Origin of the sequence: Paraburkholderia sp. JPY419 (genome assembly GCF_050435705.1) — a bacterium.
In the GTDB taxonomy this organism is placed as follows: Bacteria; Pseudomonadota; Gammaproteobacteria; order Burkholderiales; family Burkholderiaceae; genus Paraburkholderia; species Paraburkholderia youngii.
On sequence record NZ_JBNDKV010000002.1, the window covers coordinates 2,950,297 to 2,975,804 of the forward strand.

At 64.6% G+C, this 25,508-nt stretch carries 25 protein-coding genes; 18 read left to right on the forward strand and 7 right to left on the reverse strand.

The window, feature by feature from the left end; translation table 11 throughout:
* Positions 1–128 precede the first annotated feature (128 nt).
* From QFZ91_RS19785 to QFZ91_RS19795, 3 genes are read left to right on the forward strand one after another with little or no spacing between them, the layout of a single operon-like run.
* A complete protein-coding gene (locus QFZ91_RS19785; protein ID WP_429568665.1) occupies positions 129–1,517 on the forward strand; it encodes a sodium:proton antiporter in 1,389 nt (462 codons plus the stop codon).
* A gap of 48 nt (positions 1,518–1,565) precedes the next feature.
* Entirely contained in the window at positions 1,566–2,555 is a 990-nt protein-coding gene (locus tag QFZ91_RS19790) for a 2-hydroxyacid dehydrogenase (RefSeq protein WP_429568164.1), read from the forward strand.
* Positions 2,552–4,000 carry a DNA recombination protein RmuC gene (locus QFZ91_RS19795; RefSeq protein WP_429568165.1) on the forward strand — a complete coding sequence of 483 codons (1,449 nt, stop codon included), beginning with the start codon at positions 2,552–2,554 and terminating at the stop codon, positions 3,998–4,000. The genes QFZ91_RS19790 and QFZ91_RS19795 overlap by 4 nt, the downstream gene beginning before the upstream one ends.
* 56 nt (positions 4,001–4,056) lie before the next feature.
* On the opposite strand, the gene QFZ91_RS19800 is transcribed toward QFZ91_RS19795, so the two are convergent.
* The 5 genes from QFZ91_RS19800 to QFZ91_RS19820 form a co-directional block, all read right to left on the reverse strand.
* Positions 4,057–4,332 (reverse strand): hypothetical protein, encoded by a 276-nt coding sequence (locus QFZ91_RS19800; protein WP_008923126.1) that lies wholly within the window; start codon positions 4,330–4,332, stop codon positions 4,057–4,059.
* A gap of 102 nt (positions 4,333–4,434) precedes the next feature.
* The gene (gene moeA / locus QFZ91_RS19805) at positions 4,435–5,751 is read right to left on the reverse strand and encodes a molybdopterin molybdotransferase MoeA (protein WP_176380336.1); all 1,317 of its coding nucleotides are present in this window, start codon (positions 5,749–5,751) and stop codon (positions 4,435–4,437) included.
* Between the two features lie 61 nt (positions 5,752–5,812).
* Complete coding sequence (mobA, locus tag QFZ91_RS19810) at positions 5,813–6,439, reverse strand: molybdenum cofactor guanylyltransferase MobA (protein ID WP_429568166.1); 627 nt, start codon at positions 6,437–6,439, stop codon at positions 5,813–5,815.
* Between the two features lie 11 nt (positions 6,440–6,450).
* Complete coding sequence (moaA, locus tag QFZ91_RS19815) at positions 6,451–7,560, reverse strand: GTP 3',8-cyclase MoaA (RefSeq protein WP_176124182.1); 1,110 nt, start codon at positions 7,558–7,560, stop codon at positions 6,451–6,453.
* 194 nt (positions 7,561–7,754) lie between these two features.
* The gene (locus QFZ91_RS19820) at positions 7,755–10,973 is read right to left on the reverse strand and encodes an Rne/Rng family ribonuclease (RefSeq protein ID WP_429568167.1); all 3,219 of its coding nucleotides are present in this window, start codon (positions 10,971–10,973) and stop codon (positions 7,755–7,757) included.
* 739 nt (positions 10,974–11,712) lie between these two features.
* On the opposite strand from QFZ91_RS19820, the gene QFZ91_RS19825 reads away from it, so the two are divergent.
* From QFZ91_RS19825 to QFZ91_RS19840, 4 genes are read left to right on the forward strand one after another with little or no spacing between them, the layout of a single operon-like run.
* Positions 11,713–12,762: an RluA family pseudouridine synthase gene (locus tag QFZ91_RS19825; protein ID WP_429568168.1), complete on the forward strand. Its 1,050-nt coding sequence runs from the start codon at positions 11,713–11,715 to the stop codon at positions 12,760–12,762.
* The gene (locus tag QFZ91_RS19830; RefSeq protein WP_176380341.1) at positions 12,755–13,414 is read left to right on the forward strand and encodes an HAD-IA family hydrolase; all 660 of its coding nucleotides are present in this window, start codon (positions 12,755–12,757) and stop codon (positions 13,412–13,414) included. Before QFZ91_RS19825 ends, QFZ91_RS19830 begins: the two co-directional genes overlap by 8 nt.
* A complete protein-coding gene (locus QFZ91_RS19835; RefSeq protein ID WP_176380342.1) occupies positions 13,411–13,827 on the forward strand; it encodes a Rieske (2Fe-2S) protein in 417 nt (138 codons plus the stop codon). The genes QFZ91_RS19830 and QFZ91_RS19835 overlap by 4 nt, the downstream gene beginning before the upstream one ends.
* 27 nt (positions 13,828–13,854) lie before the next feature.
* Complete coding sequence (locus tag QFZ91_RS19840) at positions 13,855–14,856, forward strand: S49 family peptidase (RefSeq protein WP_429568169.1); 1,002 nt, start codon at positions 13,855–13,857, stop codon at positions 14,854–14,856.
* A gap of 113 nt (positions 14,857–14,969) precedes the next feature.
* Here the strand turns inward: QFZ91_RS19840 and QFZ91_RS19845 are convergent, their stop codons facing one another.
* Both QFZ91_RS19845 and QFZ91_RS19850 read right to left on the reverse strand, forming a co-directional pair.
* Complete coding sequence (locus QFZ91_RS19845; protein ID WP_368716338.1) at positions 14,970–15,689, reverse strand: SAM-dependent methyltransferase; 720 nt, start codon at positions 15,687–15,689, stop codon at positions 14,970–14,972.
* Complete coding sequence (locus tag QFZ91_RS19850; RefSeq protein WP_429568170.1) at positions 15,689–16,303, reverse strand: Maf-like protein; 615 nt, start codon at positions 16,301–16,303, stop codon at positions 15,689–15,691. Before QFZ91_RS19850 ends, QFZ91_RS19845 begins: the two co-directional genes overlap by 1 nt.
* A gap of 309 nt (positions 16,304–16,612) precedes the next feature.
* Between QFZ91_RS19850 and QFZ91_RS19855 the strand changes: the two genes are divergently transcribed.
* The 11 genes from QFZ91_RS19855 (at position 16,613) to QFZ91_RS19905 (ending at position 25,505) form a co-directional block, all read left to right on the forward strand.
* On the forward strand, positions 16,613–17,269 hold the full coding sequence (locus QFZ91_RS19855) for a DUF177 domain-containing protein (RefSeq protein WP_429568171.1): 657 nt from the start codon (positions 16,613–16,615) through the stop codon (positions 17,267–17,269).
* Between the two features lie 102 nt (positions 17,270–17,371).
* Positions 17,372–17,551 carry a 50S ribosomal protein L32 gene (gene rpmF / locus QFZ91_RS19860; RefSeq protein ID WP_006401275.1) on the forward strand — a complete coding sequence of 60 codons (180 nt, stop codon included), beginning with the start codon at positions 17,372–17,374 and terminating at the stop codon, positions 17,549–17,551.
* A gap of 123 nt (positions 17,552–17,674) precedes the next feature.
* Positions 17,675–18,781, forward strand: a complete 1,107-nt coding sequence (gene plsX, locus QFZ91_RS19865; RefSeq protein ID WP_013090058.1) for a phosphate acyltransferase PlsX — start codon at positions 17,675–17,677, stop codon at positions 18,779–18,781.
* A complete protein-coding gene (locus QFZ91_RS19870; RefSeq protein ID WP_429568172.1) occupies positions 18,781–19,770 on the forward strand; it encodes a beta-ketoacyl-ACP synthase III in 990 nt (329 codons plus the stop codon). The genes plsX and QFZ91_RS19870 overlap by 1 nt, the downstream gene beginning before the upstream one ends.
* Before the next feature lie 118 nt (positions 19,771–19,888).
* Positions 19,889–20,824, forward strand: a complete 936-nt coding sequence (gene fabD, locus QFZ91_RS19875) for an ACP S-malonyltransferase (protein ID WP_429568173.1) — start codon at positions 19,889–19,891, stop codon at positions 20,822–20,824.
* A gap of 112 nt (positions 20,825–20,936) precedes the next feature.
* Positions 20,937–21,686, forward strand: coding sequence for a 3-oxoacyl-ACP reductase FabG (fabG, locus tag QFZ91_RS19880; RefSeq protein WP_176105456.1), 750 nt, complete (start codon positions 20,937–20,939; stop codon positions 21,684–21,686).
* 151 nt (positions 21,687–21,837) lie between these two features.
* Positions 21,838–22,077 (forward strand): acyl carrier protein, encoded by a 240-nt coding sequence (gene acpP, locus QFZ91_RS19885; protein WP_004197638.1) that lies wholly within the window; start codon positions 21,838–21,840, stop codon positions 22,075–22,077.
* Positions 22,078–22,332: 255 nt separating this feature from the next.
* A complete protein-coding gene (gene fabF, locus QFZ91_RS19890; RefSeq protein ID WP_176105457.1) occupies positions 22,333–23,571 on the forward strand; it encodes a beta-ketoacyl-ACP synthase II in 1,239 nt (412 codons plus the stop codon).
* A 108-nt stretch (positions 23,572–23,679) separates the two neighbouring features.
* Positions 23,680–24,096, forward strand: coding sequence for a hypothetical protein (locus tag QFZ91_RS19895; RefSeq protein WP_429568174.1), 417 nt, complete (start codon positions 23,680–23,682; stop codon positions 24,094–24,096).
* 101 nt (positions 24,097–24,197) lie between these two features.
* On the forward strand, positions 24,198–24,797 hold the full coding sequence (rpoE, locus tag QFZ91_RS19900) for an RNA polymerase sigma factor RpoE (RefSeq protein WP_006051939.1): 600 nt from the start codon (positions 24,198–24,200) through the stop codon (positions 24,795–24,797).
* Positions 24,798–24,890: 93 nt separating this feature from the next.
* Positions 24,891–25,505 carry a sigma-E factor negative regulatory protein gene (locus QFZ91_RS19905; protein WP_429568175.1) on the forward strand — a complete coding sequence of 205 codons (615 nt, stop codon included), beginning with the start codon at positions 24,891–24,893 and terminating at the stop codon, positions 25,503–25,505.
* Positions 25,506–25,508 lie beyond the last annotated feature (3 nt).

Below are 25,508 nucleotides of genomic sequence, written 5' to 3' on the forward strand. Positions count from 1 at the left end.
GGCGGCTTGCTGTCGCATATGCGACACACGCGGTATCCGTCATTCGTGCGTTGGCAAACCGTCGCGCCTCCTGTATCGGCATGAGTTCGCTGTCTGGTCGCGCGGGCCTTTGGCTCGCCGTTGCCTCTATGCTCGCGCTGTGTGCGCCGTCCGTGCAGGCCGCGACGCTCGACGGTGCGCGCTTGTCGGCGCTGTGGGGCTTGCCCTTCGCGAGTGTGCTGCTGTCGATCGCGATCTTTCCGCTGATCGCACCAGCCTTCTGGCATCACCATTTTGGCAAGATCGCCGCGGCGTGGGCGCTCGCGTTCATCGTGCCGTTCGCCGTGAGCTTCGGCACGAGCGCCGCGCTAGGCGCGCTCGCGCATGCCATGCTCGACGAGTACATCCCGTTCATCATTCTGCTGACCGCGCTCTACACCGTCGCGGGCGGCATCTGCGTGCGCGGCAATCTGCACGGCACGCCGCGCCTGAACACCGCGATTCTCGCGCTCGGCACGTTGCTCGCGAGCGTGATGGGGACGACCGGCGCGGCAATGCTTCTGATCCGCCCGCTGCTGCGCGCCAACGACAACCGCCGCCATGCGACCCACGTGGTCGTGTTCTTCATCTTCCTCGTCGCGAACATTGGGGGCGCGCTGTCGCCGCTCGGCGATCCGCCGCTCTTCCTCGGCTTTCTCGAAGGCGTGAATTTTTTCTGGACCACCACGCATCTCGCGGCTCCGATGCTGTTCGTGAGCGGCATGCTGCTCGCCGCTTTCTATGCCCTCGACTCGTACTACTTTCACCAGCGCGAGGAGGCGCGTTCCGCCTTCCTCGATCCGACGCCCGACGGCGTGCCGCTCGGCATCGACGGCAAGATCAATTTCGTGCTGCTCGCCGTGGCGATCGCGCTCGTGCTGATGAGCGGACTGTGGCGCCCGCAAATCACATTCGACGTACAGGGCGCCCACGTCGCGTTGCAAAACATCGTGCGCGACGCCGCGCTGATCGTCGTCACGCTGCTGTCGCTCGCGTGGACGCCGCGCGCCGCCCGTGCCGGCAATGACTTCAACTGGGCGCCGATCGAGGAAGTCGCCAAATTGTTCGCCGGCATCTTCGTGACGATCGTGCCGGTCATCATGATCCTGCGCGCGGGAGAAGCCGGCGCGTTCGCGGGCATCGTCCATCTGGTCAACGATGCGTCGGGCGAGCCGCGCGACATCATGTACTTCTGGGCGACCGGCCTGCTATCTTCGTTTCTCGACAACGCGCCGACCTATCTCGTGTTCTTCAATTTGGCCGGCGGCGACGCGCAAACGTTGATGACCACCGGAGCAACCACGCTCGCGGCGATTTCGGCCGGTGCCGTGTTCATGGGTGCGAACACCTATATTGGCAACGCGCCGAACTTCATGGTGAAGGCGATGGCGCAATCGCGCGGCGTGCGCATGCCGAGCTTTTTCGCGTATATGGGCTGGTCCGGCGCGATGTTGCTGCCGTTGTTTGCACTCACCGGCTGGCTCTTTTTTGGACGCTGACTCTGCAACGCCGAGGCAATCCCTCGACGTGCGATACGGAGACTTGCAATGCAGAAAATCCTCGTTGCCCGTTCGATCTTTCCCGACGTGATCGAGCGGCTCAAACAATACTTCGACGTCGACTGGAACGAGGGCGACGTGTTGCCCGCCGACGAGCTGAAGCGCCGTCTCGCGGACAAGGACGGCGCGCTGACGGCCGGCGAGATGATCGACGCAGGCGTGCTTGCCGCGGCACCACGTTTGCGGGTCGTGTCGAACATGGCGGTCGGCTACAACAACTTCGACATGGCCGCGTTCAACGCGGCGAACGTGCTCGGCACCAACACGCCAGACGTGCTGAACGAATCGACCGCCGACTTCGGCTGGGCGCTGATGATGGCCGCCGCGCGCCGCATCGCCGAGTCGGAGCACTGGCTGCGCGCGGGGCTCTGGCAGAAGTGGAGCTACGACGGCTTTCTCGGCAGCGACCTATACGGCTCGACGCTGGGCGTGATCGGCATGGGCCGCATCGGCCAGGCGCTCGCGCGGCGCGCGCAGGGCTTCAACATGCGAGTCATCTATCACAACCGCTCGCGCGTCGCGCCGCAAATCGAGGCCGAGCTGAACTCGGAATACGTGTCGAAAGAGGATCTGCTGCGGCGCGCCGACCACGTCGTGCTGGTGCTGCCGTACACCAAGGACAGCCACCACACGATCGGCGCGGCCGAACTCGCGCTGATGAAGCCGAGCGCGACGCTGACGAACATCGCGCGCGGCGGCATCGTCGACGATGCGGCATTGGCCGAAGCGCTGCGCGACAGGCGCATCGCGGCGGCCGGTCTCGACGTGTTCGAGGGCGAACCGAATCTGAATCCGGCGCTGCTCAGCGTGCCGAACGTGGTGCTGACGCCGCACATCGCGAGCGCGACCGAAACCACGCGCCGTGCGATGGCGAATCTCGCCGCCGACAATCTGATCGCCGGGCTCGGCGCAGGACCGCGCGCCGGTCAGCCGCCGAATCCGATCAACCCCGACGTGATCGGCAAGGCGCGTTCATGACGATGATTCTGGTGGCGGCTGTCGCGGTGCTGGCGGTCGCCCTCGTGATCGCATTGGCCTTGCTGATGCGCGGTCATGACCGCACGGAGCAGCACGAGCAGTTCGAGATGCTCAACGAACGCGTCGATGCCGTCGTCGACGCCCAGGTGCACACCGCCGAGCGGCTCGAGCGGCAACTGCGCAACGACATCGCCGAGACCGCCCGTGTATCGCGCACCGAGCAAAGCGGCGGCTTCGCGCAGTTTCAACAAACCCTCGCCGCGCAGTTCGGCAGCATGACGACGGTGCAGGGCGGCAAGATCGACGGCTTTGCGCAGCAGCTGGATGCGGTGCGTCACAGCCTGCAGGCGCAGGCGCAGCAGGCGCGCGACGAGCAGGGCCGCTCGCTCAAGCAGTTCGGCGACACGCTGAGCCTGCAGCTCGGGCAACTGACCGAGGCGAATGACCGGCGCTTCGCCGAAGTGCGCGCGACGATCGAGCAGCGTCTGAAGGACATCGAGGCGAACAACGCGACGCGGCTCGAGGAGATGCGCCGCACCGTCGACGAAAAACTGCACGCGACGCTCGAACAGCGGCTCGGCGAATCGTTCAAGCTCGTGTCCGACCGGCTCGAACAGGTGCATCGCGGTCTCGGCGAAATGCAGACGCTGGCGGCCGGCGTCGGCGATCTGAAGCGCGTGCTGACCAATGTGAAGACGCGCGGCACGTGGGGCGAAGTTCAGCTCGAAGCCTTGCTCGAACAACTGCTGACCGCCGATCAATACGCGAAGAACGTCGCGACGGTGCCGAAGAGCGCCGATCGCGTGGAGTTCGCGATTCGGCTGCCGGGGCGGCCGGAACCGGGCGGCGCGAATACGCCGGTATGGCTGCCGATCGACGCCAAATTCCCGCGCGAGGACTACGAGCGCCTGATCGAGGCGCAGGAGCGCGCCGATCCGGTCGCGGTCGAGGAAGCATCGCGCGCGCTTGAAGTGCGGATGCGCGCGGAGGCGCGCACCATCGCGGAGAAGTACGTGGCGCCGCCGCATACGACCGACTTCGCGCTGCTGTTTTTGCCGACCGAAGGCCTGTACGCGGAAGTGTTGCGCCGGCCGGGGCTCACGGATCTGCTGCAGCGCGACTATCGCGTGACGATTGCGGGGCCGACCACGCTGACCGCGTTGCTCAATAGTCTGCAGATGGGTTTCCGCACGCTCGCGATCGAAAAGCGCTCGAGCGAGGTGTGGCAGGTGCTCGGCGCGGTGAAAACGGAGTTCGGCAAATTCGGCGACGTGCTCGCGAAGACCAAGGCGCAGCTCGAAACCGTCACACGTTCGATCGAGGCCGCCGAAACGCGCACGCGCATGATGAACCGCAAGCTGCGCGACGTCGAAGCGTTGCCGGGCGAGGAGGCGAGTGGGCTGCTCGGCGATGCGCTCTCGGGTGTGGAACCCGATGAGCAATGAGGGGCGAGGCGCTGGAATTCAGACTCTTTCAGCTAGCCGCTCCTGCGCGTCGCCCGTCACGCTTCTTCCGGTGCGTCGGCCAGATGGATTTCGATACCACCGAAACGCGACGCGACCCAGTTATAGGCGTGGCACGCGATCCACAACAGGACGAAGCCGAGGATCGCATTCAACAGCAGCGCGCTGAACACGGTGCTCAGCTCCACCGAGCCATAGCGCACGAAAGCGACCACCACGCCGAGCAGCACGATCGGCACCGAAAATGTCAGATACACGAGGATCAGCGCTTTGGCCGTCTGTCCCGGTGCGATGAACGAGATCTGTTTTTTCATGTAAGTCAAACCCCAGTGTGTCTTAGTAGTGGTAGTGGGTGGAGTGCGGATCAGGTGCTGATGTCGTGCCGATGTCGTGCGATCGATGCGTCGCCTGGAACGTCAGATGAGACCGTCGAACAGCATGATCGACACGCGATCGCCGACGTCGATTTCGCCCTCGTCGTGGCCGAGCACGATGAAGCAGTTCGCTTCGCTCATCGAGCTCAGCACGCCGGAGCTTTGCGAACCGGTCGGGCTCACGTGCCAGTGTCCGTGCGCGTCCTGTTCGGCGATGCCGCGCTGGAATTCGGTGCGGCCCGCGCGCTTGTCCACCGCCACGCGGCTCGTCGCGTGAATCACCGGCAACGGCCGCGGCGTCGCGCCGGCCATCAGTAGCAGCGCTTCGCGCACGATCTGATAGAACGTCACCATCACTGCGACTGGATTGCCGGGCAGGCCGAAGAATAGCGCAGGTTTGCCGAGCCCCGGCTGCGCACCGGACCACAGGCGGCCGAACGCGAGCGGCCGGCCGGGGCGCATCGCGAGACTCCAGAAGGCGACGTCGCCGAAAGTCTGCAGCAGTTGCTTCGTGAAGTCCGCTTCGCCGACCGACACGCCGCCCGAAGTCAGCACCACGTCGGCATTGGCCGCGGCGCTGCGCAGCGCGGCTTCGAGCGCGGCCGGCTCGTCACGCACGACGCCGAGATCGAGCGCGTCGACGTTCAGACGCCGCAGCATCGCAAACAGCGTGTAGCGGTTGCTGTCGTAGACCGAGCCGGCGTCGAGCGGTTCGCCGAGCGAGCGCAGCTCGTCGCCAGTCGAAAAGAACGCAACCCGCAGACGCCGCCGCACGCTGACTTCGCCGATGCCGAGCGACGCGAGCAGACCGAGGTCCGACGCGCGCACGATGCGCCCGGCATGCAGCGCGACGTGGCCACGCGCGAGATCTTCGCCGGCGCGACGGCGGTTCGCGCCCGCCGAGAGCGCGCTGGCCGCGAAGCGGATCGACGGGGAATCCGCGCTATCGCGCTCGACCCGCTCTTGCGGCACGACGGTGTCGCAGCCGGAGGGCATGCAGGCGCCCGTCATCACGCGCACGCACTGGTTCGCCGCGACGCGGCCCGTGAACGGATGGCCCGCGAGCGCCTTGCCGGCGACCGTCAGCTCGACGCTGTCCGCGCCGCCTCGCGTACCGGCCGCGAGCGCCGCGTGATTGAACGCGTAGCCGTCCATCGCGGAGTTGTCGTGCGCGGGCACGTCGATTGGCGACACGATGTCGGCGGCGAGCACGCGCTCGAGCGCGTCGCGCAATGCCACGCGCTCGACGGCCGCCACGGGCGTCGCCCACTGCCGGACGATCGCCTGAGCGGCCGGGACGGGTAGCGCATGAGGATCGTACTGCGCGACGCAGCGTGAAAAGTCGTTGAGCGTGGTCATGAATGGCTGGGCGTCGCGACCGGGGGCGGGCGCGGCTATTGCCGTGCGGCCGGAGCGGATGTCAGCCGGGGCCTCGATTACGTTCGAGGTCGGCGAGTTCTTGTAACGAGTTGGCATTGTAGAACGCGCGCTCGTCGGCAAAGACGACTTCGACCGTCTTGTGGCGCGCGTACCACGCGCGGACCTTGCGTTCCCCGGCGGCCAGAAACGCGGCCAGGTCGTCCGCGACGGCGGTGCGCATCAGCGCGAACACCGGGTGCAGCGTCGTCTCGCCACGGATGTCGATGGTGGTGACGGTCACGATATCGGCGCGGTTTGCGTCGAGCGCATCAGCGAGGCGCGCGGCGAGGTCGGCCGGCAGCCACGGCGAATCGCAGGGCACGCTCAGCAGGTAGGCCGTGCCGGCGGCACGCAGTCCGGCGAGCATGCCGGCGAGCGGGCCGGGAAAGTCGGGGAGGGTGTCAGCGACGACCGTCGCGCGATACGGCGCGCCGAGCGCGGCATAGATGTCGGCATGGCGGTTCGCGCTGATCATCAGCGGGCCGGTCTGCGGCGCGAGACGTCGGAGCACGTGAGCGGCGAGCGCTTCGCCGTGCAGCGGTTGCAGCCCCTTGTCGGCGCCGCCCATGCGCGTGCCGCGCCCGCCCGCAAGCACGAGGCCGGTGATCTGTTCGCGGGGGATGGGCATGCGCCGGCCGCTCAGCCGCCGATGTAGGACATTTCAACGCGACGCCCGGCCGGCTCGCTCGAATCGGCCGGCTGGCTGCCGCGCAGCTGCGAGTAGCGGTCACTGCGGCCCTGCCAGATTTCGGCGATGGCGGTGGCGATCTCGGCATCGCTCGCGCCGCCGCGCAACAGCGCGCGCAGGTCATGCCCGCTCGATGCGAACAGGCACAGGTACAGCTTGCCCTCGGTCGACAAACGCGCGCGCGTGCAATTGCCGCAGAACGCGCGGGTCACGCTCGAAATGACGCCGATCTCGCCGCCGCCGTCGACATAGCCCCAGCGTTGCGCGGTTTCGGCGGCGCTGTGCGCTTCGAGCGGAACGAGCGGGAAATGCTCGGCGATGCGCGTGACGACGTCGGCGGAAGGCAGCACTTCGGTCATGTTCCAGCCGTTCGAGGTGCCGACGTCCATGTACTCGATGAAGCGCAGCACCGTGCCCGTGCCTCTGAAATGACGCGCCATCGGGACGATTTCGCCGTCGTTGGTACCGCGTTTGACGACCATGTTCACTTTGATCGGCGCGAGCCCGACCGCCTGAGCGGCGGCGATGCCGTCGAGCACGTCGGCGACCGCGAAGTCGGCGTCGTTCATGCGGCGAAACAGTGCGTCGTCGAGCGCGTCGAGGCTGACGGTCACGCGCGTGAGGCCGGCGTCCTTCAGGCTGCGCGCCTTGCGCGCCAGCAACGAGCCGTTGGTGGTCAGCGTGAGATCGAGTGGACGGCCGGCGGGGGTGGTCAAGCGGGCGAGCCGGTCGATCAGGAATTCGAGGTTCTTGCGCAGCAGCGGCTCGCCGCCCGTCAGGCGAATCTTCTCGACGCCATGCGCGACGAACAGCTGCGCGAGCCGCTCGATCTCCTCGAAGCTCAACAGCGCGCTGTGCGGCAGGAATGCATAGTCCTTGTCGAACACCGCGCGCGGCATGCAGTAGACGCAACGGAAGTTGCAGCGGTCCGTCACCGAGATGCGCAGATCGTGCAGCGGACGCGCGAGCGCATCGTGCAGCGCGCCGCTAGGCGTCTGCTCTGGGCCGGTGATGACCGGCGCCGCGCTGAGATCGGCAACAGGGATGATGCGTCGTGACATGAAGTGCTTCGTCAGAGGCTTTATCGGACGGCGGATGATTAATTCTATCGGAAATGCCCGTGGTGGCAGGCGGGCGGCGCGCGTTGTGGGGGTTTACGGGGAGCGAAGTGGCGCGGCTCGCGGCCAGGATGGGTCACCGTCCCAAAAAAAAGCCCGCCAGGAAGGGCGGGCTTTTTCAAGTACAACGACGCGGCTTACTGCGGATGCTTAATCGTTTCGATCTGTTGCATCGGCGTGTTGTCGACCGGCGGCAGCGCCTTGCGCTCACGGACCACACGCGGCGGCTTGACCGTCTGCGCCGCCGCTTCCTGCGCGGCACGCAGTTTGTCGGCGTCGGTGTTCACCCAGATCAGGCCAGCTTGCTCGAGGATCGGCTGCAATGCATCGGCCGATGCGGCGGGGGGCGCTGCGCTGCGCACGGGAGCCGGCTGCGCGGCCGCGGCGACGGGCGCCGGTTCGGACACGGCCGGTTCCGGTGCGACGACCGGTTGCGGCTCGACGATCTCGGCCTGCGGCGCCGGCACGGCTGCCGGTGCCTCGACGATCGTGGCCGGAGCCGCGGTGTCGAGCGCAGCCGGGGCGGCTTGCGGTTCGGTCGGGACGCTCGGCTGCACTTCCAGTGCCGGCTCGACTGCCGGCGATTCGGCATGCGCGGCCGGTTCGACCGGGGCAACCGGCGCGACCGGTTCGCTCGCGGCCGGCGCGGCTTGCTCTGCTTGCGCCGGCGTTTCGATAGCCGGTTGCGCCGCAACCGGGGCTTGCTCGACCGGCACGACCTTTTCGGTCTTAGCGGCATGTTCCGCGGCGAGAGCCGGCGTTTCGGCTGCCGCATGCAGTTCGGTCACGACGGCGCTTTGGGTTGCGACAGCGGCGACCACCACTTCGACCGGGGTCACGTCCTTCGCTTCGCTGGCCGCAGGCTTGTGCTCGACAGGCTGCTCGATACGCACCGGCGCTTCGTCGCTGGCGGCAACGTTGTCACCTTCCGCTTCCGCGACGTCCGCCGCGAGGTTGCCATTCACGTCCTCTTCACGCTCGCGACGACCACCACGACGGCCGCGACGGCGACGACGACGCTCTTCACCGTCCCGTGCGACCGCTTCCTGATCGACCGGCACGCCGTTTTCACCGGCTGCGGCGCGGTTGCGGGCGAGTTCGTCGGCGGCTTGCGTGTCGGTTTGCGTCAGCGCCGCGGCGGCTTCCGCCTGCGGCTTGCGACGCTCGCCACGCTCGACGCGTTCAGCGCGTTCGCCACGCTCGCGGCGCTCACCGCGTTCCTGACGTTCGGCGCGTGCCGTGCCTTCGACTGCTTCCGCGCGCTCGGCGCCGCGGGTGTCGCGTTCGCGTGCTTCACGCGGCTCGCGAGCCTCACGCGGTTCGCGGCCTTCACGAGCCTCACGCGGTTCGCGTTGCTCACGCGGCGCGCGCGGCTCACGGCCTTCGCGTGCCTCGCGGCCTTCGCGTTCCTCGCGACGCTGCGACGGCTGCTGAGCTTGCGCCTGACGGCCGCCGGTGACGCCTTCGCCACGCGCTGCCGCGTCACGGCCGCCTGCGCCGCCACGGCGATTGCGGTTGCGATCGCCGCCGCGCTCGCCGGTGCGCTCACCGCGCTCGGCGCGTTCGCCGCGTTGCGGACGGGCCTGCTTGTCGGTCGTGGCCGGTGCGGCAGGTGCCGGAGCGGCCGGCTGCATGCCGAACAAATTCTTCAGCCAGCCGATGAAGCCGCCGCTGGCCGGCGTCACCGCGACCGGAGCGGGGGTAGCCGCCGGGCGGACCGGCGCGCTCGGAGCCGGCTTCTCGGGCGTGATGCCCTTGACCGCCGCTTCCTGCTTCGGCTTCACTTCCTCGGTGCGCTTGCTGTAGCCGGTTTCCGATTCGAGCTCGCGGGCTGCTTCTTCGGCCATCTTCCACGATGCGCGCGGATCGTCGAGGCGCGCGTCGTCGTGACGCAGACGCTCGAGCTTGTAGTGCGGCGTATCGAGGTGCTTGTTGGGGATCAGCACGACGTTGACCTTGAAACGCGACTCGATCTTGTTGATTTCGGCGCGCTTCTCGTTCAACAGGAAGGCGGTCACTTCGACCGGCACCTGGCAGTGGATCGCCGCGGTGTTTTCCTTCATCGCTTCTTCCTGAATGATCCGCAGCACTTGCAGCGCGGACGATTCGGTATCGCGGATGTGACCCGTGCCGTTGCAACGCGGACACGTGACGTGACTGCCTTCCGACAGCGCCGGACGCAGACGCTGGCGCGACAGCTCCATCAGGCCGAAGCGCGAAATCTTGCCCATCTGGACGCGGGCGCGGTCGTGCTTCAGCGCGTCTTTAAGACGCTGCTCGACTTCGCGCTGGCTCTTGGCCGACTCCATGTCGATGAAGTCGATCACGATCAGCCCGCCCAGGTCGCGCAGACGCAGCTGGCGGGCGACTTCGTCGGCGGCTTCGAGGTTCGTGCGCGCGGCCGTTTCCTCGATGTCGGCGCCCTTGGTTGCGCGCGCCGAGTTCACGTCGATCGCGACGAGCGCTTCGGTGTGGTCGATGACGATCGCGCCGCCCGACGGCAGCGGCACGGTGCGCGAGTACGCGGTTTCGATCTGGTGCTCGATCTGGAAACGCGAGAACAGCGGCACGTCGTCGTGATACCGCTTCACCTTGCTGACATTATCCGGCATCACGATGTCCATGAAGGCGCGTGCCTGGTCATGGATTTCGGTCGTGTCGATCAGGATTTCGCCGATATCGGGCTGGAAGTAGTCGCGAATCGCGCGGATTACGAGGCTCGATTCGAGATAGATCAGCATCGGCTGGCCGGCCGTGCCGCTTTGCGACGCGGCTTCGATCGCGCGCCATAGCTGCATCAGGTAATTCAGGTCCCATTGCAGCTCTTCGGCGCTGCGGCCGATGCCGGCCGTGCGCGCGATGATGCTCATGCCTTCCGGCAGTTGCAGCTGCGCCATGGTTTCGCGCAGTTCCTGACGGTCGTCGCCTTCGATCCGGCGCGACACGCCGCCGCCACGCGGGTTATTCGGCATCAGGACCAGATATCGGCCGGCGAGCGAGATGAACGTGGTCAGGGCCGCGCCCTTGTTGCCGCGTTCTTCTTTTTCGACCTGGACGATCAGTTCCTGACCTTCCTTCAGCGCGTCCTGGATGCGTGCAGAACGCATGTCGACGCCATCGCGGAAGTACTGCCGGGCGACTTCCTTGAACGGCAGGAAGCCGTGGCGGTCTTCGCCGTAGTTGACGAAGCAGGCCTCGAGCGACGGCTCGATGCGCGTGATGATGCCCTTGTAAATATTGCCTTTGCGCTGTTCGCGCCCGGCGGTTTCGATGTCAATGTCGATGAGTTTTTGCCCATCGACGATGGCGACGCGCAGTTCTTCCTGCTGCGTCGCATTGAACAACATTCGTTTCATTGAACGGCTCCAGAGCGGCCTCGCCGGCCCACCTGCGCGGTTGTCAGTCGCGAGAGCGTAAAGGGCAGGCGTGCCGCGTCTTATTGTGTTTTCACAAGCACGCTGGAGCGGGAAAGATGGCGGGAGAATTGCCTGAGAGGGCCCGGCCCGATGGAAAGATGGGCACGGTGCCGCAGGGCACATGCGAACACGGCTTCAAATCATGGCCTGACACGCCGCGTTTAGCCAGCAGACCTTCATAAGTCTTCGTCCTGTGAAGCGGGCGCGCCAACTGGGCGCGCGAGCGAAGGGCCGAAGTCCGCGGTCATGCCGCAACGGGAAGTTCGCGCAGGCGGCGCGTCTTTTCCTGCTGGGGGTGTCTCGCCTTTCTTTTGACGTCGCCATGTCTTGTACTTTCTACAAGACGCCTCGGGCGCACGCCGTATTTTCGCGACTTGCAGCTTCGTCCAGCAGGGCGTCATACCACCCGGATCACGAAGCTGGAAGCTAAATTCTTTTTTACCAAAATTCCGTTACCGTCGAAGCCGACCTTGACCGAACGCGCCTGCGGGCGCCGTCCCTGCCGGGTGCTGACTTCGTGCGTGCAACTTGTTGCATCTCATTTTCAGGGTGAGCAACCAGACCCCGGCGCAAGTAAAATAACGGTTTATCGCTTGCGCTCGCGCAATCCACCCGCATTCCGGACGCTGTGCGGACACCGCGCCGGCCGTCGCGGACTGCTGGGCAAATTATATTCAGAATGAAAGAGTTAGGCAAAACATCCCAGAGATCGGTTGCAGGCGCGGTCGAAGGCTCGATTTCGGGCGACCAGGTTTCGCGGATCGAAATCGACGACCGATCGGCTGGCCAGCGCATCGATAATTTCCTGCTGCGCGTCTGCAAGGGCGTGCCGAAAAGCCATATTTACCGCATCCTGCGCAGCGGCGAAGTGCGCGTGAACAAGGGCCGGATCGATGCGCAATACCGGCTCGAACTGGGCGATCTCGTGCGTGTGCCGCCGATCCGCGTCGCCCAGCCGAATCAGGCCGCAGCCCACGTGCCCGTGCCCGCGGCGGGCTTTCACATTCTGTTCGAAGACGAGCATTTGCTGGTGATCGACAAGCCAGCCGGCGTCGCGGTCCACGGCGGCAGCGGAGTCGCGTTCGGCGTGATCGAGCAGATGCGCGCGGCGCGGCCCCAGGCGAAATTCCTCGAACTCGTGCACCGGCTGGATCGCGAGACCTCGGGCATCCTGATGCTCGCCAAGAAGCGCGCGGCGCTCGTCGATCTGCACGAGCAGATCCGCGACAACCGGATGGACAAGCGCTATTACGCGTGCGTGCACGGCGAATGGGCAAGCGACTGGGGGCGCCGTCGCGCGGTGAAGGAGCCGCTGCACAAATACCTGACCGCAGACGGCGAGCGTCGCGTGCGCGTGCAGGCCGATGGCCTCGCTTCGCACACGATCTTCAATCTGGTCGACCTCTGGCCCGAATACGCGCTGTTGGAGGCGGAACTGAAGACTGGGCGCACGCACCAGATTCGCGTGCATTTGCAGCATCTGGCGCTACCGATCGTCGGCGATGCCAAATACGGTGATTTCGCGCTTAACAAGGCTCTTGCGCGCGCGCACGCGAAGCCTGGGATCAAGCGTATGTTTCTGCACGCTTACCGGCTCAAGCTCACGCATCCGGCCACCGGCGCGCCGTTGCAACTCGAGGCGCCGCTGCCGGCCGACTGCCGCGGCTTTATAGAACAACTCAACGAACTACGCACTGGGTCCAACCCGGAGACGACCTTGCATGGCTAGAGAGCAATTTGACCTGATCGTGTTCGACTGGGATGGCACGCTGATGGATTCGACCGCGCATATCACGCGCAGCATCCAGGCGGCGTGTCGCGATCTCGGCCTGCCGGTTCCCGCCGACGAAGCCGCGAGCTATGTAATCGGCCTGGGCCTGCGCGACGCACTGCAGATCGCCGCGCCGACGCTCGATCCTGCGGACTATTCGCGGCTTTCCGAGCGTTATCGCTTTCATTTTCTGGTAAAGGACCAGACCACCGAGCTGTTCCCCGGCGTGCGCGAAATGCTTCAGGAGTTGCGCGATGTCGGCTATCTGCTCGCGGTCGCGACCGGCAAGAGCCGCGTCGGGCTGAATCGCGCGCTCGATCAGGCACGTCTGACGAGCCTGTTCGACGGCACGCGCTGCGCTGACGAAACCTTTTCGAAGCCGCATCCGGCAATGCTGCACGAGCTTACTCGCGAACTGGGGCAGGATACGGCGCGCACGGTGATGATCGGGGATACGACGCACGACTTGCAGATGGCGCTAAACGCAGGCGTGGCGGGCATCGGCGTGACTTACGGCGCGCATCCGGCGAATTCGCTGACTGCGATGTCGCCCAAGTTCGTTGCTTCGAGCATCAGCGATTTGTCCAGCTGGCTGCGGGAGAACGCATGAGCGCCGACGGCGTGAATGCCGCGACGGCCGCGGCTGCGCAGGCAGTGCGCATTTGCGCGGCCGAGGAGCTGGTCGACGGTGGCGAAGGCGTCCGGCGCGACGCGCGGCTCGGCGGGCAGGATGCCGTGGTGTTTTTCGTCCGCTATGATGGCTGCGCGTACGGCTATCTGAACCGCTGCGCTCACGTGCCGATGGAGCTCGACTGGCAGGAAGGGCGGTTCTTCGAATCGTCCGGCTTATACTTGATGTGCGCGACACATGGCGCGATTTACGCGCCGGATACCGGCAAATGCGTCGGTGGGCCGTGTCGCGGGGGCAGATTGCGGGCCGTGCAGGTCGAGGAACGCGATACGCCTGAGGGTCGTGCGGTATTCTGGTTGCCTGACGGCGAATTGCTGCCGGTCACGCGCTGATTCCTCTCCAATTTTTCCACTGTCCGCATGTCCGACAATTTGACCCCCGGAAAGGATCCCTCCTCGGGAGGCCGCGCCGGTGCACCCGCCGACGAGCCCGGCTGGGAGCGTGCCGCGCTCGAGCGCATCGCGCTCGCTGCGATCAATGAGCAACGCGCCGCGCGGCGCTGGCGGATTTTTTTCCGTTTCCTGTTCCTGGCAGTGCTCGCGCTAGTAGTGTTGGGCGTGCTGAGTTTTTCGGGCGAGCGGGTCGCCACGACTGGCCGACACACGGCGATGGTGTCACTTGACGGCGAGATCTCGACGGATACGAACGCGAACGCACAAGATGTCAACACTGCCCTCGATTCCGCCTTCGAAGATTCCAATACCGCCGGCGTGATTCTCTATTGCAACAGCCCGGGCGGCAGTCCGGTCCAAGCAGGCATTATCAACAGCGAAGTTCGGCGATTGCGCGGGAAGTATCCGTCTATTCCGCTGTATGTCGTAGTTGGCGATATGTGCGCATCAGGCGGCTACTACGCGGCCGCCGCGGCGGAAAAGATCTATGTAGATAAGGCGAGCATCGTCGGTTCGATCGGGGTGCTGATGGACAGCTTCGGTTTCACCGGTCTGATGGACAAACTGGGGATTCAGCGCCGGCTGCACACCTCGGGTGAGAATAAGGGGTTTTTCGATCCGTTCTCGCCTGAAACGCCGAAGATGGACGAACACGCGCAGGTTATGCTCGATCAGATCCACTCGCAGTTCATCGATGCCGTGCGTCAGGGGCGCGGGAAGCGTCTGCATGAGACACCCGAGATGTTCTCGGGGCTGTTCTGGACGGGGCAGAAGAGCGTCGAATTGGGCCTCGCGGACGGTTTTGGTGATGCGGATTACGTCGCGCGAGAGATCTTCAAGGCGCCGGATATCGTCGATTACACGGTAAAAGAGAGCATTACGGACCGCGTTGCGCGCAAATTCGGCGCTGCGGTCGGCGCCGGCGCGGTTCGGGCGATGGCGCTCGGCGCAAAAATGAATCTGCGTTGAACGTGCAGTAATAAAAGAAGCCCGCGTGGTCGGCTTTGGCCGATTGCGCGGGCTTTGTCTTTGCGGCACGTTTCGGGTATGCCCGGTGTTCGCTGTCTGCCCGGTACTCGCGCTCAGGCCGCCAGAATCAGAAAGATCGCCGGCCGCTTATGCAGGTCGATCTCAGGCTTCTTTTTCCAGTCCGCAACGCTCCGGCTTGCGATGACTTCGCCCGGCAGCGTTAGATCGACCGCCACACAGACGAGCGTCGACGGCGCGCAGGTCGCAAGCAACGTATCGAGCAATGCGCGATTCCGGTACGGCGTTTCGATGAAGATCTGTGTTTGCTTGCTCTTGCGCGACTGTTGCTCGAGATCGCGCAGACGTTTGGCGCGCTCGGCGGCGTCGACGGGCAGGTAGCCGTGAAACGCGAAAGTCTGGCCGTTCAGCCCCGACGCCATAAGCGCGAGCAGAATCGAACTCGGTCCGACCAGCGGTACGACTTTCACGCCGCGCTCGTGAGCGCGTCGCACGAGTAGTGCGCCCGGGTCCGCGACTGCCGGGCAGCCAGCCTCGGAGACGAGGCCTGCGTCGGTGCCCGAGAGTAGCGGCGCGAGCAGCTTGTCGATTTCCCCGCCCGGCGTATTGACGTTCAGTTCGCGAATCTCGATCTCCTGGATCGGCCGTTCGGTGCCGACTTTTTTCAGGAACGCGCGCGTGGTTTTCGCGTTTTCGCCAATGTAATAGTGCAGCGACGCCGCACGGGCGCGCACGGGCGCGGGCAGCACCAGCTCGAGTGCGCTTGCGTCGCCTTCGCCGAGCGTGTTCGGAATCAGATAGAGCGTACCGGTCATCATGCCCCCAGCAGCGGATAGTCGGCCGCGAGCAGCATGTGCGACAACGCGATGAGCGGCAGGCCGACGAGCGCGGTCGGGTCGTCGGAATGGATCGCCTCCAGCAGCGCGATGCCGAGTCCTTCGGATTTGGCGCTGCCGGCCACGTCGTACGGCGTTTCGGCGCGCAGATAGGCGTCGAGGGCCGCGTCCGGCAGGTTGCGAAAGCGCACGCGGGTGATTACATCGACGGTCTGCGCGCTGTCCGTCGCGCTGTCGAACAGACACAGTGCGCTATGGAACAGCACCTCGCGACCACGCATCGCCTGCAACTGCGCGAGCGCCCGGTCGTGCGTGCCGGGTTTGCCGATCTGCAGGCCGTCATAGGTGGCGACCTGGTCGGAGCCGATCACGAGCGTGCGTTCGGCGGCGGCGAGGCCTTTGGCGACCGCGCGCGCTTTGGCTTCGGCAAGGCGCAGCGCAGTGGTATCGGGTGTTTCACCGGCGAGTGGGGTTTCGTCGATCGCGGGCACGACGATGTCGAACGGCACGCGCAGGCGTTCGAGCAACTCGCGGCGATACTGCGAACTCGACGCCAGAATCAGGCGTGGCGGGCGTTTGGAGGAATCAGACATGGTTTGCGGGCAACGGAAGAGGCAGGTCGTACGGGGTCGCGCGAGGCTCGTGTGCGTACGGGCTTAAGTGTTTGACTCGAAAAGACAAAACGGATATGATTTTGGGCTTTTCACGGTATGCTTGCGCCTGAAGGGTCTCGGCGCGTTCAGCGGCTTTCGGCAGCCGGAAGGTCGAAGAAAGCTCGGCAGGTTGAACGCAATGGCCACTGGCCCCCACAGGCTGCCTCGCACACCGGATTATCTTCGCGGCGGATCTGATCGTCCTTCGCGAATCACCCCGGCAACTTGCTTGCCGACGCAGGAGCGCACATGACTCAACATCCTGGCAAACCTGCAGGTCCGTCCGACCCGCATGAACTCGATCTGTTCGAATTTGCGCGAAGTGGGCGTCAGGCTGCGGGTGTCGTGCGCGTCTCGCAATTGCCGCGCATGTTAAACGAAGTCCCGGCGGAAGCGCCAGATCGCGACACCGCGTTCACATGGCAGGCCGAAGGGACGACGCAACCGGAATTGCAGGACGACGGCACCGAAGGTCCCCAGCCTTATCTGCGGCTGGCGATTCATGGTGCCGCGTGGCTCGAATGCCAACGGTGCTTGACGCCGTATTCGCAGGCGTTCAACGTCGATGCAACTTACCGGATCGTCAGTACGGAGGCGGAAGCCGAAGAGTTTCCGCTCGACGAGGATGAAGTCGAGGTGATCGTGGGCTCGCGCCAGTTCGATCTCATCGACTTGATCGAAGAAGAGTTGCTGCTTTCCTTGCCGCTCGTGCCGAAACACGAGGTCTGTCCTGAAGTGCACGAGAGCCTTGTCTCGGGTGCGGACGGCAGCGAAGCGGAGGGTGACGAAGCCGCGCAGCACGAAGCTGGCGATGTCGGCGAGGCGGATCAATCCAGCGAGCGGCGCAATCCGTTCGCGGCGCTCGGGAGTCTGAAGCGCGACGGACCGGGCGGCAAGAAGCACTGAATAGTTGCAGGGGGCGCGATGCTGGCGCATTGGCTATTCGGCCAGTGGTTAAGTCCGTATCGGGCTGTGTTAGAATTCGGAAAATTTTTTGGAGTTTTAGTCATGGCAGTTCAACAAAACAAGAAGTCGCCGTCGAAGCGCGGCATGCACCGTTCGCACGATTTCCTGACGGCAGCGCCGCTGGCTGTCGAGCCGAGCACGGGCGAAGTGCATCTGCGTCACCACATTAGCCCGAACGGCTACTATCGCGGCAAGAAAGTCGTCAAGACGAAGAACGACTAATCGTCGACTGCGATGCGCCCTGTGGCGTTTCGCGTAGCGATCGGCTCGCTTGACATTTTCCCGGTTCGGCAAAAAGGCGGCATTCAACTGCCGCTTTTTTGTGTCTGAAATTCGTCGCACTCCATGACAGTAAAGCTCACGATAGATTGCATGGGAGGCGACCACGGCCCGTCCGTGACCGTTCCCGCTGCCGTCAACTTCGTTCGTTCGCATCCCGATGCGCAGTTGCTGCTCGTCGGCATTGAAAGTGCGATTCGTGCGCAGCTGAAGAAGCTCAAGGCTCAGGATCTGCCGGCGCTGACCGTCGTGCCTGCTACCGAGGTCGTCGCGATGGACGATCCGGTCGAGGTCGCGCTGCGCAAGAAAAAAGATTCGTCGATGCGCGTGGCGCTGAACCGCGTGAAGGAAGGCGAGGCCCAAGCCTGCATTTCCGCCGGTAACACCGGCGCACTGATGGCGGTCTCGCGTTATGTGCTGAAAACGCTGTCGGGTATCGAACGCCCGGCCATCGCGTTTGCCCTGCCCAATCCCACCGGCTATACGATGATGCTCGACCTGGGCGCCAACGTCGACTGCGAGCCGCAGCACCTGCTGCAGTTCGCCGAGATGGGGCACGCGCTGGTGTCCGCGCTCGAAGGCAAAGAGCGGCCCACCATTGGCCTGCTCAACATCGGCGAAGAAGTCATCAAGGGCAACGACATCATCAAGCGCGCCGGCGAACTGCTGCGTGCGAGTACACTGAACTTTCATGGCAATGTCGAAGGCGACGACATCTACAAGGGCACCGTCGACGTAATCGTCTGCGATGGCTTTGTCGGCAATGTCGCGCTGAAGACGTCGGAAGGTCTCGCGCAGATGCTGTCCAACATCATCAAGGAAGAGTTTGGCCGTTCGTGGCTGACCAAAGTGATGGCGGTGCTCGCGCTGCCGGTATTGATGCGCTTCAAGAAACGCGTCGACCATCGGCAATACAATGGCGCCGCGCTGCTCGGCTTGCGCGGTCTCGTGATCAAAAGCCACGGTTCCGCCGATGCCTACGCGTTTGAGTGGGCTATCAAACGCGGGTATGATGCCGTCAAAAACGGCGTGCTGGAGCGCCTTGCGCGAGCGATGGAAGAGAACGCGGGTTCTCTCGAACAGGCGGCGCGCGACGCAAGCGGTGCGGGTCACGCAAGCCCGATCGCAGGCCAGCCGGCCGAGCCCTACGCTGCGCAATCCTCGAAGGCATAATGGCTCAATCCACAATCTACTCCCGCGTGCTGGGCACCGGCAGCTATCTGCCGTCCAACCGCGTCACCAATCAGGATCTGGCTGAGCGTCTCGCCAAGCAAGGTGTCGAAACGAGCGACGAATGGATCGTCGCGCGCACGGGCATCCATGCCCGCCACTTCGCCGATCCCGACGTCACGACCAGCGACCTCGCGTTGATCGCCTCGCAGCGCGCGATCGAAGCGGCGGACATCGATCCCCAGTCCATCGATCTGATCGTCGTCGCCACTTCCACACCGGACTTTGTATTCCCGAGCACCGCCTGCCTGCTGCAGAACAAGCTCGGCATCAAGAATCAGGGCGCCGCGTTCGACGTGCAGGCGGTCTGCTCAGGCTTCGCTTACGCCGTCGCGACAGTGGACAGTCTGATTCGCACCGGTCAGCATCGCACGGCCCTCGTGGTCGGCGCGGAAACCTTCTCGCGCATCCTCGATTTCAACGACCGCACCACCTGCGTGCTGTTCGGCGACGGCGCCGGCGCGGTGATCCTGCAGGCCTCCGAGGAACCGGGCGTGCTCTCGAGCGCGCTGCACGCCGACGGCAGCCATTCGAACATTCTGTGCACGCCGGGCAACGTGAACGGCGGCGTGGTCGCTGGCAGCGCGTTCCTGCACATGGACGGCCAGGCGGTGTTCAAGCTTGCCGTCAACGTGCTGGAGAAGGTCGCAATCGAAGCATTGGAAAAAGCCGATCTGAAGCCCGAGCAGATCGACTGGCTGATTCCGCATCAGGCCAATATCCGCATCATGCAAAGCACCTGCCGCAAGCTCGGCCTGCCGCAGGAGCGCATGGTCGTCACGGTCGGCGAGCACGGCAATACGTCGGCGGCGTCCATTCCGCTTGCACTCGACGTCGCGGTGCGCGACGGCCGCATCAAGCGCGGCCAGAACGTGCTGATCGAGGGCGTCGGCGGCGGCTTCACGTGGGGCGCTTCGGTCATTCGCTACTGAGCGCGACGACGCATCGCAGGGCGTGGCTGGCGGCGCCTGCGCGGCCGGAGTAATACCGCGCGCCATCGGGCAGCCGCGGCCGGCATTCACATCCGATTAAACAGATTTTGGGGACGATATGAAATTCGCGTTCGTTTTTCCTGGGCAGGGCTCGCAGGCGGTCGGCATGCTCAATGCATTCGCCGGTCACGCAGTCGTGCGTGAGACCGTTCAGGAAGCCTCCGACGCACTCAACCAGGACCTCGGCAAGCTGATCGCCGAAGGCCCCGCCGAAGATCTCAATCTCACCACCAACACCCAGCCGGTCATGCTGACCGCGGCCTACGCTACCTATCGCGCGTGGCAGCAGGCGTGCGGCCCGGCGCCGGCGATCGTCGCCGGCCATAGCCTCGGCGAATACACGGCGCTCGTCGCGGCCGGCGCGCTAGCTTTCCGCGACGCGGTGCCGCTCGTGCGTTTTCGCGCGCAGGCGATGCAAACCGCGGTGCCGGTGGGCGAAGGCGGCATGGCCGCGATTCTCGGCCTCGACGACGACACGGTGCGCGCGGTCTGCGCGGAAGCGTCGGTCGCGGGCGTCGTCGAAGCGGTCAATTTCAATGCGCCGGCGCAAGTCGTGATCGCGGGCCACAAGGCCGCGGTCGAGAAAGCCTGCGAATTCGCGAAGGCGAAAGGTGCGAAGCGCGCGCTGCCGCTGCCGGTGTCGGCGCCGTTCCACTCGTCGCTGCTCAAGCCGGCGTCGGATCAATTGCGCGAATACCTCGCGAGCATCGACGTGCAGGTGCCGTCGATTCCCGTCATCAACAACGTCGACGTCGCCGTGGTCAACGAGCCGGCCAAAATCAAGGACGCGCTGGTGCGCCAGGCGGCTGGTGCGGTGCGCTGGGTCGAATGCGTGCAGGCAATGGCCGCGCAGGGCGTCACGCACGTGATCGAATGCGGCCCGGGCAAGGTCCTTGCGGGTTTGACCAAGCGCATCGACGGCAATCTCGGCGGCGCATCGGTGTTCGATCCAGCATCGCTCGAAGAAACGCTGAAGCTCGTGACGGCAGGCTGAGCGCTTTCGCGAGCGGGTATCGGCAGAGCCGTGCAGCGCTGGCGCGGCATCCCTCGACAGACGAATCAACAAGAATCAATGAGCCCTATTTGAAGGGCATCCGGACTGACAGATGGAAAAGACTCTCGACAAGCAGATCGCAATCGTAACGGGCGCATCGCGCGGCATCGGCCGTGCGATCGCGATGGAACTCGCGCGTCAGGGCGCGACGGTCATCGGCACCGCGACCAGCGAAAGCGGCGCGACGGCGATCACCGAGGCGTTCAAGGCGGCCGGGGTGAGCGGCCGCGGCGCGGTGCTCGACGTCAACGACGCGGCCGCGGCCGAAGCGCTGATCGACGGCACGGTCAAGGAATTCGGCGCGCTGAACGTGCTGGTGAACAACGCCGGCATCACGCAGGATCAACTGGCGATGCGCATGAAGGACGACGACTGGGACGCGGTGGTCGACACCAACCTGAAGTCGGTGTTCCGTCTGTCGCGTGCGGTGCTGCGCCCGATGATGAAAGCGAAGGGCGGCCGGATCATCAATATCACGTCGGTGGTCGGCTCGGCCGGCAACCCTGGCCAGATCAACTACGCGGCCGCGAAGGCGGGCGTCGCGGGCATGACGCGCGCGCTCGCGCGCGAGATCGGCAGCCGTGGCATCACGGTCAACTGCGTGGCACCTGGCTTCATCGATACCGACATGACCAAGGCGCTACCCGAAGAGCAGCAGACCGTGCTGAAAACGCAGATTCCGCTCGGCCGTCTCGGCAGCCCGGAAGACATCGCGCACGCGGTCGCTTTCCTCGCGTCGCCGCAAGCGGGCTACATCACCGGCACGACGCTGCACGTGAACGGCGGCATGTACATGCAGTAACCAAATTCGGTTACTATCCGCGCCTTGATGCGTTCACAGAAGCACGAGGCGCATGCGTTGACAGGAACCCGAAGCGCCGCTTTTTTGCCGGGTCAAACCTGATAAAATGCGCGCACCTGTATTTTTGAACTTTTTTTCCCTTGGAGGGGTAATGGACAATATCGAACAGCGCGTCAAGAAGATCGTCGCGGAACAACTGGGCGTTGCGGAAGCGGAAATCAAGAACGAAGCGTCGTTCGTGAACGATCTGGGCGCCGACTCGCTCGACACCGTTGAGCTCGTGATGGCCCTCGAAGACGAATTCGGCATGGAAATTCCGGATGAAGAAGCCGAGAAGATCACCACCGTTCAGCAAGCGATCGACTACGCTCGCGCGAACGTCAAGGCCTAAGGTCATTCGCGCCTGCGTTTCTGCACGGGTCGCGCATGACGCCCTGCCGTGCCGCTTGCCGGCGCCAGCAGGGTCGGCGCTATGGGGTGTGTCCATTGACACGCCATACGCCACGCCGCTTGCCACGCAGGAGCCAGCGATGTTGACAGCGCAACTTTCCGCGCGATTGCCGACTTAAACAGCCACAGGGCACACAGGGCGATTCCTGTGGCCGCTGTGGCTTTTGCTTTTGTCATCTATGAAAAAGGGGTTACCGTGAGCCGCCGTCGTGTTGTTGTTACAGGCCTGGGGCTGATTTCGCCTGTTGGCAATAATGTTGCCGATGGCTGGGCCAATCTGGTCGCCGGCAAGTCCGGGATTGCCAATATCACGAAGTTCGATGCGTCGAACTTCTCGACTCGTTTCGCCGGCGAGGTGAAGGGCTTCAATATTGAGGACTACATCCCCGGTAAGGAAGCGCGCCACATGGATACGTTCATCCACTACGGCGTGGCCGCGGGCATCCAGGCGATGCAGGACAGCGGGCTCGAAGTCACCGACGAGAATTCGGAGCGCATTGGCGTGGTGGTCGGTTCGGGCATCGGCGGTCTGCCGATGATCGAAATCACCCAAACCGAATTGCTCAATCGCGGCCCGCGCCGCATTTCGCCGTTCTTCGTGCCGGCTTCGATCATCAACATGATCTCCGGCCACCTGTCGATCAAGTTCGGCATCAAGGGTCCGAATCTGTCGATCGTCACCGCGTGCACGACCGGTCTGCACTGCATCGGCGAGGCTTCGCGCCTGATCGAATACGGCGACGCCGACGTGATGATTGCCGGCGGCGCGGAATCGACCGTGTCCCCGCTCGGTATCGGCGGCTTTGCGGCGGCGCGCGCGCTGTCGCAACGCAATGACGATCCGGCAACCGCTAGCCGTCCGTGGGACAAGGACCGCGACGGCTTCGTGCTCGGCGAAGGCGCGGGCGTGATGGTGCTGGAAGAATACGAGCACGCGAAGGCGCGTGGCGCGAAAATCTACGCGGAAATCGGCGGCTACGGCATGAGCGGCGATGCGTACCACATGACCGCGCCGCTCGAAGACGGCGACGGCGCACGCCGCTGCATGCTCGCAGCGCTGAAGAACGCGGGCATCAACGGCGATCAGGTGAACTACCTGAACGCGCACGGCACGTCCACGCCGCTCGGCGATCTGGCGGAAACGACCGGCATCAAGCGGGCGTTCGGCGACCACTCGAAGGACATGGTCGTCAATTCGACCAAGTCGATGACGGGTCACCTGCTGGGCGGCGCCGGCGGTCTGGAGTCGGTGTTCACGGTGCTCGCCGTGCATCACCAGGTCTCGCCTCCGACCATCAACATCTTCAACCAGGACCCGGCCTGCGATCTCGATTACTGCGCAAACACCGCGCGGGACATGAAGATCGACGTCGCGCTGAAGAACTCGTTTGGGTTCGGCGGTACGAACGGCACGCTGGTGTTCAAGCGCGCCTGATCACGGGTGACGCATCAGTTCGCGACGCCGGCTTCGCCGGCGCTTTCCCCCGCACCGGCAACGTTGAGCAGGACGACGCAGCGGATTGCGTTGCGTCGCTCTGTCGCAATGCGTGCCGCGGCGGGGGCGTTCGCGCTGATTGCGACGTTAGCCGTTTATACCTGCCTCGCGCCGCGCTTGGGCGCGTGGCCGGCCGCTGCGTTGACGCTCGCCGTCGCAGCGGTCCTTGCACTGTGCGCGGCTAGGCATGACGCGGCGCAGCCCACCGCGCTGCATATCGCGATGGGCGAGATTTCCGCCTGGAACCGCGCAGGTGAATTGCTCGCGCGAGGTCGCGTCGTCGGTTGCGCGCAGTGGAGCAGCCGTTTGTTGGTGCTCGCGCTCGCGCCCGAGAGTGGTCGAAGGCGTGGCCTCATGCGTGCGTCGCCGGGCCGTACGCGCTCCCTGCTGCTCTTCGCCGACGCGCTGCCGCCCAATGTTTTCCGCGAACTTTCCGTGCTGGGCCGGCGTGCGGCCGGCGCCTGACTGTAACGACTGTAACCGCTGTTACCGTAGTAACGTGCCCTCACGAGGGGGACGCTACAATGGTCCCCCGCCATGCGCCCTATAGTTAACGGATTTATCAGGTGAGCGAAAAAGAAATTGATCAGGTGCTGGTCGAGCGCGTCCAGAAGGGCGACAAGGCCGCGTTCGAGCTTCTGGTCTCCAAATACCACCGCAAGATTCTCCGGCTGATCTCGCGTCTCGTGCGGGACCCCGCCGAAGTCGAAGACGTCGCACAGGACGCATTTATCAAGGCGTATCGCGCGTTGCCGCAGTTTCGCGGGGAGTCGGCGTTTTATACGTGGTTGTACCGGATTGCGGTAAATACCGCGAAGAACTACCTTGCCACCCAAGGCCGGCGCGCGCCGACCTCGACCGAAGCGGATGCTGAAGAAGCTGAAACTTTCTCCGACGCTGACCAACTAAGGGATATCAACACGCCTGAGTCGATGTTGATGAGCAAGCAGATCGCCGAGACGGTCAATGCTGCGATGGCGGTCTTACCGGAAGAATTGCGCACCGCCATTACTCTTCGAGAAATTGAGGGTTTGAGCTACGAGGAAATCGCTGAGATGATGGGTTGCCCGATTGGCACAGTCAGATCACGAATTTTCCGCGCTCGCGAAGCCATTGCGGCAAAATTGCGACCGTTGCTTGACACACCCGAAGGCAAGCGCTGGTAGAGGTTTTTGAACGTCCAGCAGGCTTGGCGGGGCAGCGGCGCAATATCTGGATTAGTGGTGTCACTACGGGGTATTTGGAAGATGGGGAGCATCATGGGGTCGGTCTCGATGCAATCGCAAGCGGGCTCGCGCGGCGAGCGTCTGTCCGCTTTCGTCGACGGTGAATTGTTTGGCGAAGAGCATCTGAATCTGGACAAGTTTCTTGCGGAACTGGACGGCGATGATCGCGCCGCCTGGTCGAGTTACCACCTGATCGGCGACGCGCTACGTTCCGACGATCTGGCAGTCAGCCCCGCACGGAGCAGCGCCTTTCTCAGCGGTTTTGCCGCGCGCCTCGAAAGCGAGCCGCATGTGCTGGCGCCAGCCGCCGCGTCCGCGTCGGTCACGCGCCGCCTGCTCGGGCTGCGCCGGCGAGTCGTGCCGGCTTTTGCCGTCGCTGCCGCGGCCGCTACCTTGACCTGGATCGTCGTGCCGCAGCTGCAGGGCGTGCCGGGTGGCACGGGTGCCCAGCTTGCTTCGCTCCAATCGCACGGCGACCCGGTGCAGCGTGTCGCCATGGCCTCGGTGCCCGCGCAAGACTCCAACATCATTCGCGACGCGAGCCTCGATCAATACCTCGAAGCTCATCAGCAATTCGCGCAGCAACCGGCGATGGCAGGCTCGATGCCGGTGATTCGTGCTGCCTCAGTCTCCACGCAGGGCCAATAGTTT

Excerpts from the sequence above, each read along its gene's own strand:
- QFZ91_RS19785 (WP_429568665.1), top strand. The coding sequence starts at position 129 with ATGCTCGCGCTGTGTGCGCCGTCCGTGCAGGCCGCGACGCTCGACGGT.
- QFZ91_RS19790 (WP_429568164.1), top strand. The coding sequence starts at position 1,566 with ATGCAGAAAATCCTCGTTGCCCGTTCGATCTTTCCCGACGTGATCGAG.
- QFZ91_RS19795 (WP_429568165.1), top strand. The coding sequence starts at position 2,552 with ATGACGATGATTCTGGTGGCGGCTGTCGCGGTGCTGGCGGTCGCCCTC.
- QFZ91_RS19800 (WP_008923126.1), bottom strand. The coding sequence starts at position 4,332 with ATGAAAAAACAGATCTCGTTCATCGCACCGGGACAGACGGCCAAAGCG.
- moeA (WP_176380336.1), bottom strand. The coding sequence starts at position 5,751 with ATGACCACGCTCAACGACTTTTCACGCTGCGTCGCGCAGTACGATCCT.
- mobA (WP_429568166.1), bottom strand. The coding sequence starts at position 6,439 with ATGCCCATCCCCCGCGAACAGATCACCGGCCTCGTGCTTGCGGGCGGG.
- moaA (WP_176124182.1), bottom strand. The coding sequence starts at position 7,560 with ATGTCACGACGCATCATCCCTGTTGCCGATCTCAGCGCGGCGCCGGTC.
- QFZ91_RS19820 (WP_429568167.1), bottom strand. The coding sequence starts at position 10,973 with ATGAAACGAATGTTGTTCAATGCGACGCAGCAGGAAGAACTGCGCGTC.
- QFZ91_RS19825 (WP_429568168.1), top strand. The coding sequence starts at position 11,713 with ATGAAAGAGTTAGGCAAAACATCCCAGAGATCGGTTGCAGGCGCGGTC.
- QFZ91_RS19830 (WP_176380341.1), top strand. The coding sequence starts at position 12,755 with ATGGCTAGAGAGCAATTTGACCTGATCGTGTTCGACTGGGATGGCACG.
- QFZ91_RS19835 (WP_176380342.1), top strand. The coding sequence starts at position 13,411 with ATGAGCGCCGACGGCGTGAATGCCGCGACGGCCGCGGCTGCGCAGGCA.
- QFZ91_RS19840 (WP_429568169.1), top strand. The coding sequence starts at position 13,855 with ATGTCCGACAATTTGACCCCCGGAAAGGATCCCTCCTCGGGAGGCCGC.
- QFZ91_RS19845 (WP_368716338.1), bottom strand. The coding sequence starts at position 15,689 with ATGACCGGTACGCTCTATCTGATTCCGAACACGCTCGGCGAAGGCGAC.
- QFZ91_RS19850 (WP_429568170.1), bottom strand. The coding sequence starts at position 16,303 with ATGTCTGATTCCTCCAAACGCCCGCCACGCCTGATTCTGGCGTCGAGT.
- QFZ91_RS19855 (WP_429568171.1), top strand. The coding sequence starts at position 16,613 with ATGACTCAACATCCTGGCAAACCTGCAGGTCCGTCCGACCCGCATGAA.
- rpmF (WP_006401275.1), top strand. The coding sequence starts at position 17,372 with ATGGCAGTTCAACAAAACAAGAAGTCGCCGTCGAAGCGCGGCATGCAC.
- plsX (WP_013090058.1), top strand. The coding sequence starts at position 17,675 with ATGACAGTAAAGCTCACGATAGATTGCATGGGAGGCGACCACGGCCCG.
- QFZ91_RS19870 (WP_429568172.1), top strand. The coding sequence starts at position 18,781 with ATGGCTCAATCCACAATCTACTCCCGCGTGCTGGGCACCGGCAGCTAT.
- fabD (WP_429568173.1), top strand. The coding sequence starts at position 19,889 with ATGAAATTCGCGTTCGTTTTTCCTGGGCAGGGCTCGCAGGCGGTCGGC.
- fabG (WP_176105456.1), top strand. The coding sequence starts at position 20,937 with ATGGAAAAGACTCTCGACAAGCAGATCGCAATCGTAACGGGCGCATCG.
- acpP (WP_004197638.1), top strand. The coding sequence starts at position 21,838 with ATGGACAATATCGAACAGCGCGTCAAGAAGATCGTCGCGGAACAACTG.
- QFZ91_RS19895 (WP_429568174.1), top strand. The coding sequence starts at position 23,680 with ATGCGTGCCGCGGCGGGGGCGTTCGCGCTGATTGCGACGTTAGCCGTT.
- QFZ91_RS19905 (WP_429568175.1), top strand. The coding sequence starts at position 24,891 with ATGGGGTCGGTCTCGATGCAATCGCAAGCGGGCTCGCGCGGCGAGCGT.